Here is a 16,693-nt window from a genome sequence, read left to right on the forward strand (position 1 = left end):
CCCAATAAACTAAACAAGCGGCGGATGAAGCTATGGTTTATTCGTCAGGTATATACTCAGTTTAGTCTATTTACGACAAAAGTCCTTTTTATGACAAACAAATATACAATTATTTAACCGGTTAAAATATATACAATTTTTACCGTTAATAATGGCTTAAAAAGGTTGACTAAATTTAATTGTGTGCGGCGAGTTTACTGCCTTGAAGTAGCATGGCGTTACAGGTAACATAGCCGCCTTTTTTCTTCATAGACGAGACATACATGAATTTTTCCTTAGGTCAGCGTTGGATCAGTGATACTGAGTCAGATTTAGGATTAGGCACCGTTGTTGCCCTTGAAGGCCGTCAGGTCAGCATTTTATTTCCAGCCAGTGGAGAAAACAGAGTTTATTCTTTAACAGAAGCACCTGTTACTCGTGTCGCATTTAATCCAGGTGATATTATTCGCAGCGTTGAAGAGTGGGAATTAGAAGTCGAGTCTGTTGAAGAGCAAGGCGAGTTACTATGCTATCACGGCATTCGCGTTGATAATGGTGAAAAAGCGCAGTTAAAAGAAACCTTTTTAGATCACTTTATCAAATTCAATAAACCACAAGACCGTTTATTTGCAGGTCAAGTGGACCGTTTTGACCGCTATACGCTTCGCTACCAAACTTGGCAGCACCAGTTTGAGCGCCAACAATCACCTTTAAAAGGTTTAATTGGTCAGCGTGCAAACCTTATTCCGCATCAGCTTTATATCGCACAAGAAGTGGGTAAACGTTTTGCGCCACGCGTATTACTTTCTGATGAAGTGGGTTTAGGTAAAACCATTGAAGCTGGTATGATTTTACATCAACAAATCATCAGTGGCCGTGCTAGCCGCGTATTGATTGTTGTGCCTGAAAACTTACAGCATCAGTGGTTAGTAGAAATGCTACGCCGCTTTAACTTACGTTTTTCAATCTTTGATGAAGAACGTTGTGATGAAGCATTCGCAGACTCTCCAAACGTATTCGAAACAGAACAGTTAGTACTTACTAGCCTTGAGTTCTTAAGCAAGAAAAAACGCTGGTTTGAGCAAGCAACCCTAGCTGATTGGGATTTATTGGTTGTTGATGAAGCGCACCATTTAAGTATCAATAATGGTAAGCCAAGCACTGAATACCAACGCATGGCAGAGTTAAGCCAAGACATTCCGGGCCTTATCTTATTAACTGCAACGCCAGATCAACTTGGTCACCGCAGTCACTTTGCCCGCTTGCAATTACTCGACCCAGATCGTTTCTACGACTACGATGCGTTTGTTGAAGAAGAAAGTAACTACAAAGATGTGGCTGAAGCTGCTAACCAATTACTAGGTGAAAAAGGCCTTGATGATGCATCTCGTGCAACATTAAAAGAGCTATTGAAAGAAACCGACATCACTGACATTTTAGCGAAAGCGGAGCAAGGTGATGAAGCGGCGCGCAACGAAATTTTATCAATGCTGCTGGACCGCCATGGTACGGGTCGTATTTTATTTAGAAATAGCCGCAGCGGTATTGATGGTTACCCAAGCCGTAAGCTTCATGCATACCCTATGGCAATGCCTAAACAATATAAAACGGCGATGTCGGTACTGGGTAACATGGGCGGCATTCAAAATGCTGAATTAACGGCACTTCGCGCTCTATTCCCTGAAAAAATCTTCCAAGAGTTTGAAGGTGAAAATGCTAGCTGGGGCGCATTTGACCCACGTGTTGATTGGTTAATCGAAACCTTAAAAACCCTTAAACACGAAAAAGTACTGCTTATCTGTGCTAAAGCCGAAACCGCACTTAGCCTAGAACAGATTTTACGTGAGCGTGAAGCAATTAAAGCCTCTGTTTTCCACGAAGGCATGTCGATTGTTGAACGTGACCGTGCAGCGGCTTACTTTGCCGATGAATACGACAGCGCGCAAATTCTACTTTGTTCTGAAATTGGTTCTGAAGGTCGTAACTTCCAATTCTCGCATCACCTAGTATTGTTTGATTTACCACTTAATCCTGACTTACTTGAGCAACGCATTGGTCGTCTTGACCGTATTGGTCAAACTCAAGACGTAAACATTCACGTGCCGTATTTTGAAAACACCGCACAAGAGGTGTTACTTCGTTGGTACAACGAAGGCTTAGATGCGTTTGAAACAACCTCGACAACAGGGCAAATGCTGTATAAAGAGTATGGCGAAGAATTGCTTGAGTTTATTGGTGCACACAATTGCGACGAAGAAGAGCTAGACCCTCTACTAGAACAAGTGGCAGGTCAAAATGCCAAGCTTCGTAAGCAAATGGAAAGTGGTCGTGACCGCTTACTAGAGCTACACTCAAGTGGCCAAGGCCGAGCAGAAAGCCTTGTAGCTGATATCGAAGAGTTAGACGATCAATTCACGCTGCCAAGCTATATGATCAATGTGTTTGACACCTTTGGGGTAAGCCAAGAAGACAAAGGTGAAAATACCATTATCTTAAAACCAACTGAGCACATGCTAAATCCATCTTTCCCATGCTTAAAAGATGATGGCATCACAGTAACGTTTGATCGCAGCACCTCGCTTTCGCAAGAAGACGCGCATTTCATCAGTTGGGATCACCCAATGGTGCAAGGCAGCTTAGACATGATTTGTGATGATGACTTTGGTACTGCCTCTGTGGCGTTACTGAAAAACAAAAAGCTACCTGCTGGTACCTTCTTTGTTGAGCTTATTTTCATTGCTGAAGCGATGGCGCCTAAAGCACTTCAGGTTGGCCGCTTCTTGCCACCAACGCCTATTCGTATCTTATTAGATAAGGGTAGTAATAACTTGGCTGATAATGTTGCTTTTGATGCTTTCAATCAGCAGTTGTCTGCGGTTGGTCGCCAAACGGCAAGTAAATTAGCCAGCGCGCTACAAAGTGCCATTCACCCAATGATCACCAGCGCACAAGGCATGGCACAAAGCAAGCTAGAAGCACTGCGTGCTGAATCACTAGAGAAAATGCAAACTGCCCTTGGTGAAGAGCAAGCTCGTTTAACGGCACTTAAGCAGATCAACCCAAATATTCGTGATGAAGAGCTTAGCTTCTTTGATAAACAGCGTAGCGAACTCACGACTTACATCGAAAAAGCCCAAGTTAAACTGGATGCAATTCGTTTAATTGTCGTTTCACACTAACGTTGAAGCGCTAAACTCAAAACCACAAACGCGATGTGCTTTCACATCGCGTTTTTTATGCAAAAAACACCACTAGGGTAATAATTACAGCCACTGCCGCTAGCTTGCAAAATAACTTAGCTAAGCTTTTGTTTCTCTGTATTAAATCGTCTTTGTAAGCTTGTTTCAAATATACTGCTTGTAGGTCTGAAAAGCCTTTACAATGCGGACACTCTGGCTCAAGGTCATTAACTTCTAAGCCACAACGTGTACAAGGTTTACTGCGAATTAAACCAAGGCGAAACATTCACTTGTCCTTTTATTTAAACTCCATAGCTGAATTTACTGTATCTTAGCTGCTACTCGAAAACCAGCTCTGGCATTGTGTATGCGCTCATACTCCTTTAAAATAGCGCCCTTGCATATCATCGAGGCTGGCTGTGTTACTCAATTATAATCCCCCAATGACACCTTATTTAAGTATTGTTTATCAAGACGATGACTTGCTTATTGTGAATAAACCAAGTGGTTTACTTACTGTGCCGGGAAAAGATCCAAAACACGCTGACTGCCTTATTGCTCGCATTAATCGCGTTTTTCCAACAGCAAAAATTGTTCATCGCCTTGATATGGCTACCTCTGGCATTATTTGTTTAGCTATGCACAAAGAAGCGCATCGTAATTTAAGCATTCAGTTTCAAGATAGAAAAACTGCAAAACGCTACATTGCTCGCATATTTGGTAAGCTTGAGCAAGAAACAGGATCGGTAGATTTACCACTTATTTGTGATTGGCCGAACCGACCAAAGCAAATGGTTGATCACGATAATGGCAAACCGTCATTAACCCACTTTAAAGTGCTTGAATATGAACAGAATGCAACTCGTGTTGAGCTGACCCCAATTACTGGACGTTCTCACCAACTACGTGTACATATGCTGTCATTGGGTCACCCTATTTTAGGCGATAAGCTGTATGCTCACCCCGAGGCATTCGCCATGGCTCCTCGCTTACAGCTGCATGCCGAAATGCTAACCTTAGCTCACCCAGCCAGCGGTGAAACATTGATTTTTGAAGCCGCTCCTGAGTTTTAAGACAATTCTCTAAATATTTAATAAAGACTGCCGATAGTTAATCAATAACTGATTTAATTAAAGACTCAGGTAATATCGGCATGAATTTAAAACCCGCACATCGCTTACTTTACGCAGCCTGTTTTGCGTTCATGGGCAATGTGAATGCTGCCGATTTTATTAAACCCACCCCTTGGTCAAGTTTGGTCACTAACGATATTCAACGCTTTTTACCAAGCGATGAAGTACGCACTCTGCTTGCCGGTGAAGATGAGTTCATTAGCTTATATCGTCAATCGATGGCAGCCAGTCAACGCGGAATTGTGTTAATCATTCCTGATTGGCAGCACCTACCCACTAATAATGCTGGTATTAACTTTTTGCGCAAGCAGTTAAACGAAATTGGCTATGCAACCCTTGCCATGACCATGCCTGACATTGATTGGCACCCTGTCGATATGACAACGCCCGAGTCATCTGAAAGCTCTGAACCTGAGTCAACAACACAAAGTAATGAACAAGGCGATGAGCAAGCAGCTTCAGCTCCACCAGCCGAAACGCAACAAGCGCCGCATTTTGTTACGGGTGAGCCTAATATCAGTGAAGCTGTGCTTGATGATTACAAATTAAAGCTAATTGCCAGATTCAATGCCTTGTATAACAGTGCAATGGATGAAGGCGGCAATATTATTGTGGTGGCACAAGGTGCCAGTGCGGGGCTACTGATTGAGCATTATGCTAGCTTTCCAAATAACGAACTAAACGCTTTTATTAGCCTAGGTAGTTATTTACCCAACAGTGTTCGTAACCAGCATCTCAATGCGACGCTTTCAACTATCAGCCCACCCTTACTGGATATTTTTTATAGTGAGGGTAACCCTGACACCCTGCAAAGTGTAAAAGACAGAAAACGTTGGGTAAGAAAACACGCTAAATATGACTACCGTCAAAGAGAGTTATTTGGTGTGCCTTCAGAGCCTGAGCAGCACCAGCGACTGCTCAAAGAAGTAGACGGCTTTTTACGCCGCCTTTTTTAAATACTCATAAGCCGCTTGAATATCTTGGCTTTTCTTTACCGCAACTTCCATCATATGTTTTGGTAAACCTTGCGATACCAGCTTATCGGGGTGATGCTGAGCCATGAGCTTTCGATAGGCTACTTTAATATCTCTCGCTGAAGCATCATTGTTTAAGCCTAAAAGAGCCAACGCTTGAGCGCGATTCATACCATTATTCGGTGGCACATTGTGCCCTCTTTGTTCACTATGACTGCTGCGGTTTTGCTGGCTTTGTTGGCGTTGTTGTTCATAAAAACGCTGTTGTTGCTGACGAAATGCAAATTCGGCTTGGTAGCGTTTTAATAAAAATGCGAACTGAGTACGCGAAATACCTAACTGCTTGCTCACCTCTTGCAATAGCTGCTTTTCTTGCTCTGCAAGGTGACCATCAGAAAAGGCCATTTGAATTTGTATTTCGAGGAAAAGTTGCAATAGATCATGGCGTCGAGCAAAGCGCTCTTTAAAGTCATGAACCGTTTCTTTTAATGAAAAATCCGTTTCTTTACCACTACGAAAGGCATCTTGTGCTTCTCTGCGCTCATCACCCGATAAGCCCATTTCGTCCATAAACAAACTTGCCGCACGAATATGCGTTTCACTAACGCGACCATTCGATTTGGCGATATGCCCCATCACCGCAAAACAGCTAGAAAAGAAAAGTGCTTGGCGCTCGTTAATATCATCGCCTTTAAACAAACCAGAAAAACCACCTGCTTTATCAAAGTCTTGTTTTAAGCTGCGATCGAACATATGGCCTAGGTATAGGCCCAGTAAGGCTCCTATAAATTTGCCAAACATAAAGCCAAAACAAAAACCGAGTACTTTTCCCCACATAATTTGGCAAACCTCTGTTGTTATTACAAAGCGAAACGTTGATTGATTTCGTCGAGTCTGGCAGGTGTGCCAATGTCATCCCATTGCCCCAAATAAAGCTCAGTCGAAACGTGATGTTCACTGAGCTTTTCTCGCAAAATGGGCCCAAGTGGACGAATACCTGCGCTGAGACCTTTAAAGAAATCAGCATGATAGCGACTTATACCGGAAAAAGTATACTTTTGACTACCTGGGCTTAGATGACTCAGTGCAAAATCACCATCAGGGTTATGCGCAGGATTTTCAACAAGGACAATATGCGCCTCCCCTGCTTGCAGATGAAGCTGCATCAACGAAGTCACATCATAATCAGTAAACACATCACCATTGATGACAATAAATTGCTCACCCAATAACGGCAATGCTTGAATGATGCCCCCGGCGGTTTCAAGCCCCCCAGCCTGCTCTTGGCTGTAAGTGATCGATACACCAAACTGCGAACCATTACCGAAATACTCTGTTATTTTGTCACCTTGCCAGGCAAGGTTAATGACAATATCGGTAATGCCTGCTTGGCGTAAGTTATTAATGTGATGCTCTAATAATGGCTTGCCGTTAATCTTTAGCATAGGCTTTGGCATCGCTTCTGTTAGCGGCATCATGCGCTTACCGCGCCCCGCCGCTAGGATCATTGCTTTCATTTAGACTCTTTAGTTAATCGCTGCTTAGTCTGTGGAATAATAGTCTGCTCTATCCACTGACCAAGGGCTGTTAACTCTGGGTATTCTTTACTGACATTACTAATGTATGTAAGGGTTGGCAGCACATTATTCAAATAACCAGACTTACCGTCACGTAATTTTAAGCGGCAAAATATACCTGCAGCTTTTAAATGACGCTGCACGCCGGTTAAGTCAAACCAGCGCTTAAACATCGCAAATGAGGTGTCTTGCAATAGCTGTTGCTCGCTGAATTCGTCATAAGCGTAATGTAAAAGGTAATCTAGCTCTTGCTCTGGTAACTTGAAATAGCAATCCCTTAATAACGAAACAAGGTCATAACACACAGGCCCTTGCACCGCATCTTGATAATCGATGATCGCCCATTGTTGCCCTGTGCGCATAATATTACGGCTATGGAAGTCTCGGTGTACAGTAACAATTGGTTGTTCAAGGGCATTGTTAACTAATAACTCACAAGCCTGTTGCCACATTTGCTGCTCATCAGCAGAAAGTTGCTCACCAATAAAGTTATCGACTAACCAATCTCTAAAAATGCTCAATTCAAATTGTAAAAACTCACCATCAAATACTTTCATGTATTGGGCTGGCGGGATTTGCGCCCATTGTGCACTTAACTTTATTAGATGTTTGTAGTGTAAAGTGCGGTCTTCGTCGCCCAGTAAATCAGCCAAATGAGTATTGCCTAAATCACTCAGCAAGAAGAAGCCTTGCTTTTCATCTGCTTGAAGAATTTTTGGTAATTTAAAGCCATGCTGAGAAAACACTTTATTGAGTTCTACATAAGGCGTGTTATCTAATTTATCTGGATCTGAGTCCATGACAATATAGCTTTGATCACTTGTATTTACGCGGAAATAACGGCGAAAACTCGCATCCCCTGTGATGGCGGCTAATTGATATTCATCCTCTTTAAAATGAGGATTTAAAAACTGCTGTAAACTTTTATAACGATTCATTTAGTAAGATATCTATTTTTCACTAAGTCAATTACTGTATTTGCCATTGTTTTCCTTTATTATGTCTAGCTTATATCCAACCAAAGAGCATTAAGGTCATTAAATGAGCAAAACCTGGGGCATAATGATGCTAAGCGTACTTAGCGCACCATCGTTCGCCGAAACTGAACTGACACACAATTTTTGTGGCACTTCAATGCAAACCAGAGCTTGGCAACCGCTCCCTGGCCTTGAACTTAATATGATCGATATCAAATCCGATGATATTGAACTATTGGGTACCCAAAGCGCAGAATTTACCGGTAATGTAGATATTAACACCCTAACGATGAATTTGTCCGCACAAAGTGCACTGATTGACAAACAACGTGGGTTACTTAATGCAACCGGCCCTATCGTTTATCGCGATAAAGTAAGCCAAATTAATAGTTCTGGGCTCAATGCGGATTTAAATAATTCTGAATTAAGCTTGCTTGGTGCTGATTATAAGCTCACCGACCAACTTGGTCATGGTGGCGCAGAAAAACTAACAGTCAACGAGTCTGGCCTAAACCTGATGAACGCAAGCTTTACTACCTGCCCGGGCGAAACACCGGTGTGGGCAATTGAAGCTGACGAAATTGACTTATCAAGTGAAGATGGCTGGGGCGAAACTCACAATACCGTATTACGGGTATTTGATACGCCGGTTCTTTATATCCCCTATTTTACGTTTCCGTTGGATGACCGCCGAAAATCAGGTTTATTAACACCTAAATTCTCAAGTTCAGGTCGCTATGGTATTGAAACCATCACTCCGTACTACTGGAATATTGCGCCAAATTACGACGCCACCATTACGCCTCGCTATATGTCTAAGCGCGGTTTGCAAATGATTGGTGAGTTTCGTTATTTAACTGAGCAAAACAACGGTCTCATTGCCGTTGAGTATCTAGATAAAGATGATGAAGAGCCAAATGTTGACTCGCGTTATCTATTCCATTGGCAACAACAAAGTTACTTTGGTGAAAACTGGCGCGGTAATATCGATATTACCAACGTTAGTGATGATAACTACTTAACCGATTTAAATTCTGGCTATGCGACTCGCACAGACACTCAGTTATATCGTACAGGTTCACTCACCCACTTAGGTGATACTTGGCGCACCAATATTAAGCTACAGAGTTTTGAAGTACTTGGTGATCACCGCGAGTCATATGCGGCGCTGCCACAAATTAGTTTTTCTCAAACTGATGCGTATGATTTTTATGGCGTTGATTTAACCCTTGATGGTGAGCTTAGTTATTTCACGAATGATGACGCAGTTATTGATGAAGCAAGCCGTGTTCACATAGAACCTAAAGCAAGCTTTGGTTATCAAGAATACGCATGGTCATTTTTATCTGAGTTCAGCGTATTGCATACTGAATATAACCAGCATGGCGATTTAGCAGGGACCGACTACGACGAAAAAGTCACCCGCACCCTGCCAAAAGTGCGTTTATACAGCCAATTAAATTTTGAGCGTGATACCGCGTTTTTCTTTAAAGATGGTATTCAAACTCTTGAGCCACAAATTCAGTACTTGTATACGCCAAATAAAGACCAATCAAATATTGGCCTTTACGATACGGCAAAATTACAAGATGACTTTTTTGGTTTATTTAGAGACCGTCGTTTCTCAAGTATCGACCGTATTGCCACTGCGAACCAATTTACGTTAGGTGCGACTACTCGCTTATTTAGCAATGAAAACGAAGAAGTATTTAATTTCAGCGCAGGCCAAATATTTTATTTAAGTGATGATGCAAAGCCTACATCACAAGGTATTAATGTTGATACTAACTACAATGCCTTGTTCGCAGCGCAAACCATGTTACATTGGCACCGTCGCTGGTATTTATCAGGTGGTATTCAATACGACACTGATGGTAAAGAAATTATTCAATCAAATATCACCTTAGATTATAAAGGTGACGATAAACAGCTCGTGCAATTGAACCATCGCTATGCAAATGATGTCTCAGGCAATACAATCGAGCAAGTTGGTCTATTTACCAGCATTCCGCTATCGCAAGATTGGCAGTTTGTTGGCAGCTATCACCGCGATTTAGAAAGTGGTCGTAGCATTGAGGTTTTCAGCGGTCTTCAGTATGAATCGTGCTGTTGGGCGTTTCAAATCACAGGCCGTCGTCAAATCGAAACAGATTTGAACCAGGCGATTGGTCAAGAGCAAGCAACCTTTGATACCAGTATTGGCTTCAATATCGTATTAAAAGGGCTTGGAAGTAAAAGCCGTTATGATGCACAAAAATTATTACAACAAGGTATTTTTGGCTATCGTAGACCGTATTTTCTTAATAACTAGTACCGCAGTACTATTAGCAAGAGTATTAGAAAAAGTATGAATTTAAAAAAATTATTTGCATCTGCATTATTAACAGTTGGCCTTTGCCAAAGCGTTTTCGCAAAACCTGTCGAAATCGACAAAGTTGTTGGTGTAGTTAACCAAGGTGTTATTTTACAAAGTGAAGTAGACACCATTATCAATCGCGTAAAAACTCAAGCGCAAGAGCAAGGTCAGCAATTACCTTCTGATGATACGCTTCGCATTCAAGCAATCGAGCGTTTAGTAAACCAAACTCTGATGATGCAACTTGCTGAGCGCATGGGTTTAGAAATCTCTGACTCTCAGTTAGACCAAACACTTGAAAATATGGCTCGTGAGCAAGGCGGTACAATCGCTGACTTACGTCGCACTATCGAGGCAGCAGGCGAGAGCTACCCAGCATACCGTGAAGAAATTCGTAAAGAAATCACCACGCAACAAGTAATGCGTGCGAACGTTGACCGCCGTATTTATATTAGCCCACAAGAAATCGATAACCTTCTTAAAATCATGGAAACTCAAGGCAAGAATGCCGAAGAGTATGATATTGGTCATATCTTGATTGATATCCCAAGTGATGCAACAGCTGATGAAATCACCAGTGCTAAAACGCGTGCAGATAAAGTTATCGAGTTTTTAAAAGAAGGCAAAGAGTTCAAGCGTATCGCTATTTCATCTTCTAGCGGTTCAAAAGCCCTTGAAGGTGGTCAGCTAGGTTGGATGAGCATCAACGAAATGCCATCACTTTTTGCTGAAGCGGTAAAAGGCCATAAAAAAGACGATATCGTTGGCCCGCTTCGTTCAGGTGCTGGTTTCCACATCATTAAAGTGCAAGATGTTCGTGGTCGCCAAGTTGTTGAAACAACAGAGGTTCGTTCACGTCACATCTTAATTAAGCCTTCTATCATCTTAAGCGAAGAAAAAGCGCGTGACATGCTAAAAGGTTTTGCAAAAGAGCTACGTGAAGGTAAAGCTGACTTTGGTGAACTTGCTAAAGAATACTCTGAAGATCCGGGTTCAGCATTAAAAGGTGGTGAGTACGATTGGACTGATCCAAGCACCTATGTACCAGAATTTAAAAATACCCTGCTTTCTCTAGATAAAAATGAAATCAGTGAGCCATTCAGAACACAGTTTGGTTGGCACATTGTACAGCTACTTGATAAGCGTGTAGCTGATAAAACAGAGCAAGCTAAGCGTAACCGCGCTCACCAACTACTGTTTAATCGTAAATTTAAAGAAGAAAGTTTCAACTGGCAGCAAGAAATGCGTGAACAAGCGCACGTTGATATTTTCCCAACAGAATAAAAATTATGACCATTAGAATTGCAATTACCCCAGGTGAGCCAGCCGGTATTGGCCCTGATTTACTTATCAAGTTAGCCCAGCACCAGTGGGATGCCCAACTGGTGGTGATTGCTGATGGCGCGCTGTTAAAACAGCGCGCTAAATTGCTTGGTTTAGATATTAATTTAATTGACTTCGATGACAGCCAAGCCCCAAGCATTGCCCCTGCAGGCAGCGTTTACTTACATCAAGTAGATTTAGGCTCTGACGTTGAAGTGGGCGTACTTAATGACGCCAATGGTCAATACGTGCTGGATACACTACGTATCGCCAGTGAAAAAAATATGGATGGTACCTTTGCCGCTGTTGTTACAGGACCTGTGCATAAAGGGATTATCAACAAAGCAGGTATTTCATTCAGCGGTCACACTGAGTATTTTGCCCAGCAATCGAATACTGCCGATGTAGTGATGTTGTTAGCTACAGAAGGCTTACGTGTGGCGCTTGTTACGACGCATATACCGCTTGCTTATGTATCGCGCGCAATCACCGTTGAACGTTTAAGTAAAGTTGCCACTATTTTAAACCATGACTTACAAACTAAGTTTGGTATTGAAAAACCGCGTATCCTCGTATGTGGTCTAAACCCACATGCTGGCGAAGATGGTCATTTAGGCACTGAAGAAATTGATACCATAGCGCCAACTTTAGAGCTGTTAAATAATCAAGGCATGAACTTAATTGGACCATTGCCTGCTGACACCCTGTTCCAAGATAAATATCTCTCGCAAGCAGATGCTGTGCTTGCAATGTATCACGATCAGGGATTACCTGTGCTAAAATACAAAGGTTTCGGCAATTCGGTCAACATCACCCTTGGCCTGCCATTTATTCGCACCTCAGTAGATCACGGTACGGCTCTCGATTTAGCCGGCACAGGGACTGCTGATGTAGGTAGTTTTGAATTAGCGATCCGCGAAGCAATTAAGCTCGCCCATGAAAAAGCACAGAATCAATGACAGATAAAGTACATTTAGGACACCGCGCTCGTAAGCGTTTTGGTCAAAACTTTTTAAACGATGACATGATCATCGACAAAATCGTCACGGCTATCGATCCTAAACCTGAAGACAATTTAGTAGAAATCGGCCCGGGTCTTGGTGCAATCACTGAGCCAGTCGCTGATTTAAGTGGCCACCTAACGGTTGTTGAGCTAGATAAAGACTTAGCAGAACGTTTAACGAGCCACCCATTCTTAGGGCCAAAGTTAACAGTGCATCAAGGCGATGCAATGAAATTCGATTTTAGCTCTTTGATCAAGTCTGACGAAAAGTTAAAGATTTTTGGTAACTTACCATACAACGTTTCGACCCCACTGCTATTCCATTTATTTGAGTTCGCGGATAACGTAGAGCACATGCATTTTATGCTGCAAAAAGAAGTGGTCAAACGTATGGTCGCAGGCCCGGGCAGTAAAGCCTTTGGTCGCTTAAGCGTGATGACACAATATTACTGTCACGCAATGCCAGTGATTGATGTGCCGCCAGAGTGCTTTAAACCTGCACCTAAAGTAGATTCAGCAGTTATTCGCTTGATCCCTAAAAAGCCTGAGCAACGTTCAGCTAAAAGCACTAAGCTATTAAACACAGTATGTTTAGAAGCCTTTAATCAACGCCGTAAGACTCTGCGTAATAGTTTATCTAACTTACTTACAGCTGAAGAACTAACAAGCATCGGCATCGATATCACTCTGCGTGCTGAAAGCCTGTCTTTACAACAATTTATTGATATAGCTAATTGGATTTATGACAACAAGCAGTAATTTAGGTTCTCCAATTAAGGTGTCGGTTGAAACCTTCTATGTAGAAGGCCAATCAGAGCCTGAACAAGATAAATACGTTTTTGCTTACTCAATCACCATTAAAAATCACAGTTTATGCAGTGCTAAGCTATTGAGTCGTTACTGGTTAATTACCGATGCCAACGGCAAAGAAGTGGAAGTGCAAGGTGAAGGGGTTGTAGGTGAAACACCTACCATAGCCCCAGGTGAAAGCTACAAATACACCAGTGGTGCAGTGCTTGATACCCCTGTTGGGACGATGCAAGGCCATTACACCATGCGTAACGAATTTGGCACTGAGTTTGAAGCGCCAATCGAGGTGTTTCGTTTAGCCCGCCCAAACATTTTGCACTAGGTAATAATGGCTGACTACGCAATTGGTGACTTACAAGGCTGTTACAGTGAATTTGATGCGTTACTAAAACGTGTCAACTTCAACCCAAGCCAAGATCACCTTTACTTAGTTGGCGATATTGTTGCTCGAGGCCCTGATTCACTCGCTTGCCTCGAGCGCCTTCATACTATGCAAGGCAGTGTAACTATTACTCTTGGTAATCATGATTTACACCTAATTGCTTGTCATTATCTAAATAAACCAGCAAACCCTAAAGATAAGCTTGCAGATGTTTTTGACAGCCCAAAGCTCCCTGAATATATTCATTTTTTGCAACAACAGCCATTAGCGATTTGGCTTGAACGCTATGACATGCTGATAAGCCATGCTGGCTTAAACCCAAATTGGTCAATAAAAAAAGCATTAAAACGCGCTCGCTTTGCCGAAAGTTGCTACCAAGGTAGTGATGCCCATCATTACTTTGCCAATATGTATGACCCTCACCCATTAGAATGGCAATCAACGCTACCTAGCGAGGCTAAATTTCGTTATATCGTTAATTACTTCACGCGCATGCGCTTCGTTAATTTGCTTGGTGAACTCGATTTCAGCAATAAAACCAGCATTAGTGAAGATAGTTCAATAATTCCTTGGTTTGAGCATCCAAATATAAGTAAGCTCAAGCAACAGATCACATTTGGTCACTGGGCTGCTTTAGAAGGTAAAGTTAAAGCCGAAAATATTCATGCCCTCGACACTGGCTGTGTATGGGGAGGCGCGATGACCCTCATGGAACTCAGCCAAAAAGACTGTTTTGTCGAAAAATCCCACTCTTTTATCTAAATAAACTGAAAAATAGCTGAACATCTGTTAGATTTATAACAATTAAAGTTAATTTAATTTAAAGCTAATTAAATTTAAACACTTAACTAATTGGCAACCTTGCCGATAAGTTTTGATTAGTACTATTTTCTGGAATTACATATGAACTTGACCGTTAGACAGCGTATTTGGGGTGGCTTTATTGTTATTACGTTACTCCTGCTATTTATTGGTGGTAACTCGTTGATCAGAATTACCAACATTGATCAATCGACACAGCGAGTTAATCAGCTGTCATTACCGGCCCTCGACAAAAGTTATGAGTTGCAGGTTGAATTCATCCTGATGAGTAAATCAGCGCAAGCGAGTTTTTACACCACATCACAAGATGAATTAGCAACTATTCGCAAGAACTTTACCGAGCAGAAAAAGCGTTACGATAGCTCTTATCAAGACCTACAACAAATAGTGAGTAACGACCCTAAATTAAAACAAAGCAGTCAAGAAGTTGAGCAAACTTATAAGCGCTTTGCCAAGTCTGTCGATAACCTTTTTAAGGATAAACAAACTCAACTTGAACTTAACAATACGCTGCGCACCCAGCTTGAAGATATTGAGATCAGCGCAGAAGATGCTAACTCTGTTGTGCTTGATATCATTGATATTGATGGTCTTGAAGAGAACAATTCACGTGCCTACCAAGCTGCTAACAACATGGAAAACAACTTCCAGTCGGTAGTGACTAACAGTACCGATATGCTAACGGTTAAAACTCTTAACACGTTAGATATCGTGAAAAACGAACAAATTTATTATTTAGAAGAAGTTGAACGAAGCCTTGGCCTAATCCGCCCTGCTGTCATTGAAAGTAATGGTGATTTATATAACGACCTAAACGGTTATGTTGAGAACCTTGTAAATAATGTACGTGGCAACAACAGCCTATCAGCAAATAAAAAGCGTTTAATTGATGCAATTGCACAAACTCAAGCTGAGCTGGCAAATGCAGAAAAATCAACAACTGAAGCTCTAAAACAACTTAAAGAGCTTGTCGACCAAGCAACTGTACTTGCCTTTGATCTACAGCAAGACGTTAGTGGTAACGTATCTACAGCAACCATTTGGACTTGGGTTGCCATGGTTATCGCCACTTTAATAGCTATTGCTGTTGCAGCAGTTACTGTTAGCCGTATTACTAAACCACTTTCTGAAGTAAACCGTATTCTTGATATTGTTGCTAGCGGCGACATGACTCAACGCTTAGACGACTCAGCTAAAGACGAGTTCGGTGAACTATCACGTAGTTGTAATACGCTAATCGAAAGTTTACGTACGCTTATTCAAGGCATTATCTCTCGCTCTACACAGCTTGCAGCGGCTTCAGAGGAAACTTCTGCAATTACTGAAGAGTCAAGCCAAGCTATTCGTAACCAACAAGCGCAAGTTGAACAAGCTGCCACAGCAACCACTGAAATGAGCAGTACATCACAAGCGGTAAGCAGCAGTGCTCAACAGGCACTTAGCGAAATCAAGAACGCTGATAAAGAAGCTGACCGTGTTAAAGGCATTTCTTCACAAAACAAAGCGACTATTGAACAACTTGCCCGTGAAGTTGATGATGCTTCACAAGTTATCAATAAGCTACACAAAGATAGCGCATCAATTGGTGGCATCTTAGATGTTATTCGTGGCATTGCAGAGCAAACAAACCTACTTGCACTTAATGCAGCCATAGAGGCAGCCCGTGCCGGTGAACAAGGCCGAGGCTTCGCCGTAGTAGCTGACGAAGTACGCTCTCTAGCAAGCAAGACACAAGAGTCGACTCAAGAGATTCAAGCTATGATTGAATCGCTTCAGGTTGGCGCAGAGGCTGCTGTATCGGCAATGTCGAAGGGTAAGCAACAAGCTGAGTCATGTGTTGAGCAATCAGACCTTGCAAACACAGCCCTTGATTCAATCACTACAGCCGTTGCGCAAGCTCACAACGTAAGTGAAGAGATCTCAACAGCCGCTCATGAGCAACAACAAGTGTCGCAAGAAATTAGTGAACGCTTAGAGTCAATCGTAGCAATCGCAGAGCAAACAGCTGAAGGCGCAAACCAAACCAATATCTCAAGTTCAGAAGTTGCTAAATTAGCGGAAGAACTACGTTTATCGGTAGATGCGTTTAAAGTTTAAGAAGCTGTAAACGAGTCACGAGCTACGAGCTACGAGCTACGAGCTACGAGCTACGAGCTACGAGCTAACAAATATAGAACC

The 16,693-nt window shown here is 42.2% G+C and carries 14 protein-coding genes; 10 read left to right on the forward strand and 4 right to left on the reverse strand.

The window, feature by feature from the left end; genetic code table 11:
* Window positions 1-263 precede the first annotated feature (263 nt).
* Window positions 264-3,158, forward strand: coding sequence for an RNA polymerase-associated protein RapA (gene rapA, locus AUR67_RS20370; RefSeq protein WP_058586607.1), 2,895 nt, complete (start codon window positions 264-266; stop codon window positions 3,156-3,158).
* A gap of 55 nt (window positions 3,159-3,213) precedes the next feature.
* Here rapA and AUR67_RS20375 read toward each other — a convergent pair whose 3' ends face one another.
* A complete protein-coding gene (locus tag AUR67_RS20375) occupies window positions 3,214-3,444 on the reverse strand; it encodes a hypothetical protein (protein ID WP_058586608.1) in 231 nt (76 codons plus the stop codon).
* 133 nt (window positions 3,445-3,577) lie between these two features.
* Between AUR67_RS20375 and rluA the strand changes: the two genes are divergently transcribed.
* Together rluA and AUR67_RS20385 are read left to right on the forward strand one after the other, a co-directional pair.
* A complete protein-coding gene (gene rluA, locus AUR67_RS20380; protein WP_082665680.1) occupies window positions 3,578-4,231 on the forward strand; it encodes a bifunctional tRNA pseudouridine(32) synthase/23S rRNA pseudouridine(746) synthase RluA in 654 nt (217 codons plus the stop codon).
* A gap of 80 nt (window positions 4,232-4,311) precedes the next feature.
* Window positions 4,312-5,247 (forward strand): DUF3530 family protein, encoded by a 936-nt coding sequence (locus tag AUR67_RS20385; protein ID WP_082665681.1) that lies wholly within the window; start codon window positions 4,312-4,314, stop codon window positions 5,245-5,247.
* On the opposite strand, the gene djlA is transcribed toward AUR67_RS20385, so the two are convergent.
* The 3 genes from djlA to AUR67_RS20400 are packed head-to-tail and all read right to left on the reverse strand — an operon-like array spanning window position 5,230 to window position 7,780.
* Window positions 5,230-6,102 (reverse strand): co-chaperone DjlA, encoded by an 873-nt coding sequence (djlA, locus tag AUR67_RS20390; RefSeq protein WP_058586610.1) that lies wholly within the window; start codon window positions 6,100-6,102, stop codon window positions 5,230-5,232. The two genes, AUR67_RS20385 and djlA, sit on opposite strands and share 18 nt — an antisense overlap.
* 23 nt (window positions 6,103-6,125) lie before the next feature.
* Window positions 6,126-6,782 (reverse strand): N-acetylmuramate alpha-1-phosphate uridylyltransferase MurU, encoded by a 657-nt coding sequence (murU, locus tag AUR67_RS20395; RefSeq protein WP_058586611.1) that lies wholly within the window; start codon window positions 6,780-6,782, stop codon window positions 6,126-6,128.
* On the reverse strand, window positions 6,779-7,780 hold the full coding sequence (locus AUR67_RS20400) for an aminoglycoside phosphotransferase family protein (RefSeq protein WP_058586612.1): 1,002 nt from the start codon (window positions 7,778-7,780) through the stop codon (window positions 6,779-6,781). Before AUR67_RS20400 ends, murU begins: the two co-directional genes overlap by 4 nt.
* A 103-nt stretch (window positions 7,781-7,883) precedes the next feature.
* Between AUR67_RS20400 and lptD the strand changes: the two genes are divergently transcribed.
* The 7 genes from lptD to AUR67_RS20435 all read left to right on the forward strand — a co-directional run bounded on the left by lptD (window position 7,884) and on the right by AUR67_RS20435 (window position 16,612).
* The gene (gene lptD / locus AUR67_RS20405) at window positions 7,884-10,130 is read left to right on the forward strand and encodes an LPS assembly protein LptD (RefSeq protein ID WP_058586613.1); all 2,247 of its coding nucleotides are present in this window, start codon (window positions 7,884-7,886) and stop codon (window positions 10,128-10,130) included.
* A gap of 36 nt (window positions 10,131-10,166) precedes the next feature.
* Window positions 10,167-11,459 (forward strand): peptidylprolyl isomerase SurA, encoded by a 1,293-nt coding sequence (gene surA, locus AUR67_RS20410; protein WP_054562771.1) that lies wholly within the window; start codon window positions 10,167-10,169, stop codon window positions 11,457-11,459.
* A 5-nt stretch (window positions 11,460-11,464) separates the two neighbouring features.
* Window positions 11,465-12,457: a 4-hydroxythreonine-4-phosphate dehydrogenase PdxA gene (gene pdxA, locus AUR67_RS20415; RefSeq protein ID WP_054562772.1), complete on the forward strand. Its 993-nt coding sequence runs from the start codon at window positions 11,465-11,467 to the stop codon at window positions 12,455-12,457.
* Entirely contained in the window at window positions 12,454-13,260 is an 807-nt protein-coding gene (gene rsmA / locus AUR67_RS20420; protein ID WP_054550997.1) for a 16S rRNA (adenine(1518)-N(6)/adenine(1519)-N(6))-dimethyltransferase RsmA, read from the forward strand. Before pdxA ends, rsmA begins: the two co-directional genes overlap by 4 nt.
* Window positions 13,244-13,633, forward strand: a complete 390-nt coding sequence (gene apaG, locus AUR67_RS20425) for a Co2+/Mg2+ efflux protein ApaG (protein ID WP_054550996.1) — start codon at window positions 13,244-13,246, stop codon at window positions 13,631-13,633. Before rsmA ends, apaG begins: the two co-directional genes overlap by 17 nt.
* A gap of 6 nt (window positions 13,634-13,639) precedes the next feature.
* Window positions 13,640-14,455 (forward strand): symmetrical bis(5'-nucleosyl)-tetraphosphatase, encoded by an 816-nt coding sequence (locus tag AUR67_RS20430; RefSeq protein ID WP_058586614.1) that lies wholly within the window; start codon window positions 13,640-13,642, stop codon window positions 14,453-14,455.
* A gap of 141 nt (window positions 14,456-14,596) precedes the next feature.
* Window positions 14,597-16,612: a methyl-accepting chemotaxis protein gene (locus AUR67_RS20435; protein WP_058586615.1), complete on the forward strand. Its 2,016-nt coding sequence runs from the start codon at window positions 14,597-14,599 to the stop codon at window positions 16,610-16,612.
* Window positions 16,613-16,693 lie beyond the last annotated feature (81 nt).

Source organism: Pseudoalteromonas sp. XI10 (genome assembly GCF_001469895.1).
In the GTDB taxonomy this organism is placed as follows: Bacteria; Pseudomonadota; Gammaproteobacteria; order Enterobacterales; family Alteromonadaceae; genus Pseudoalteromonas.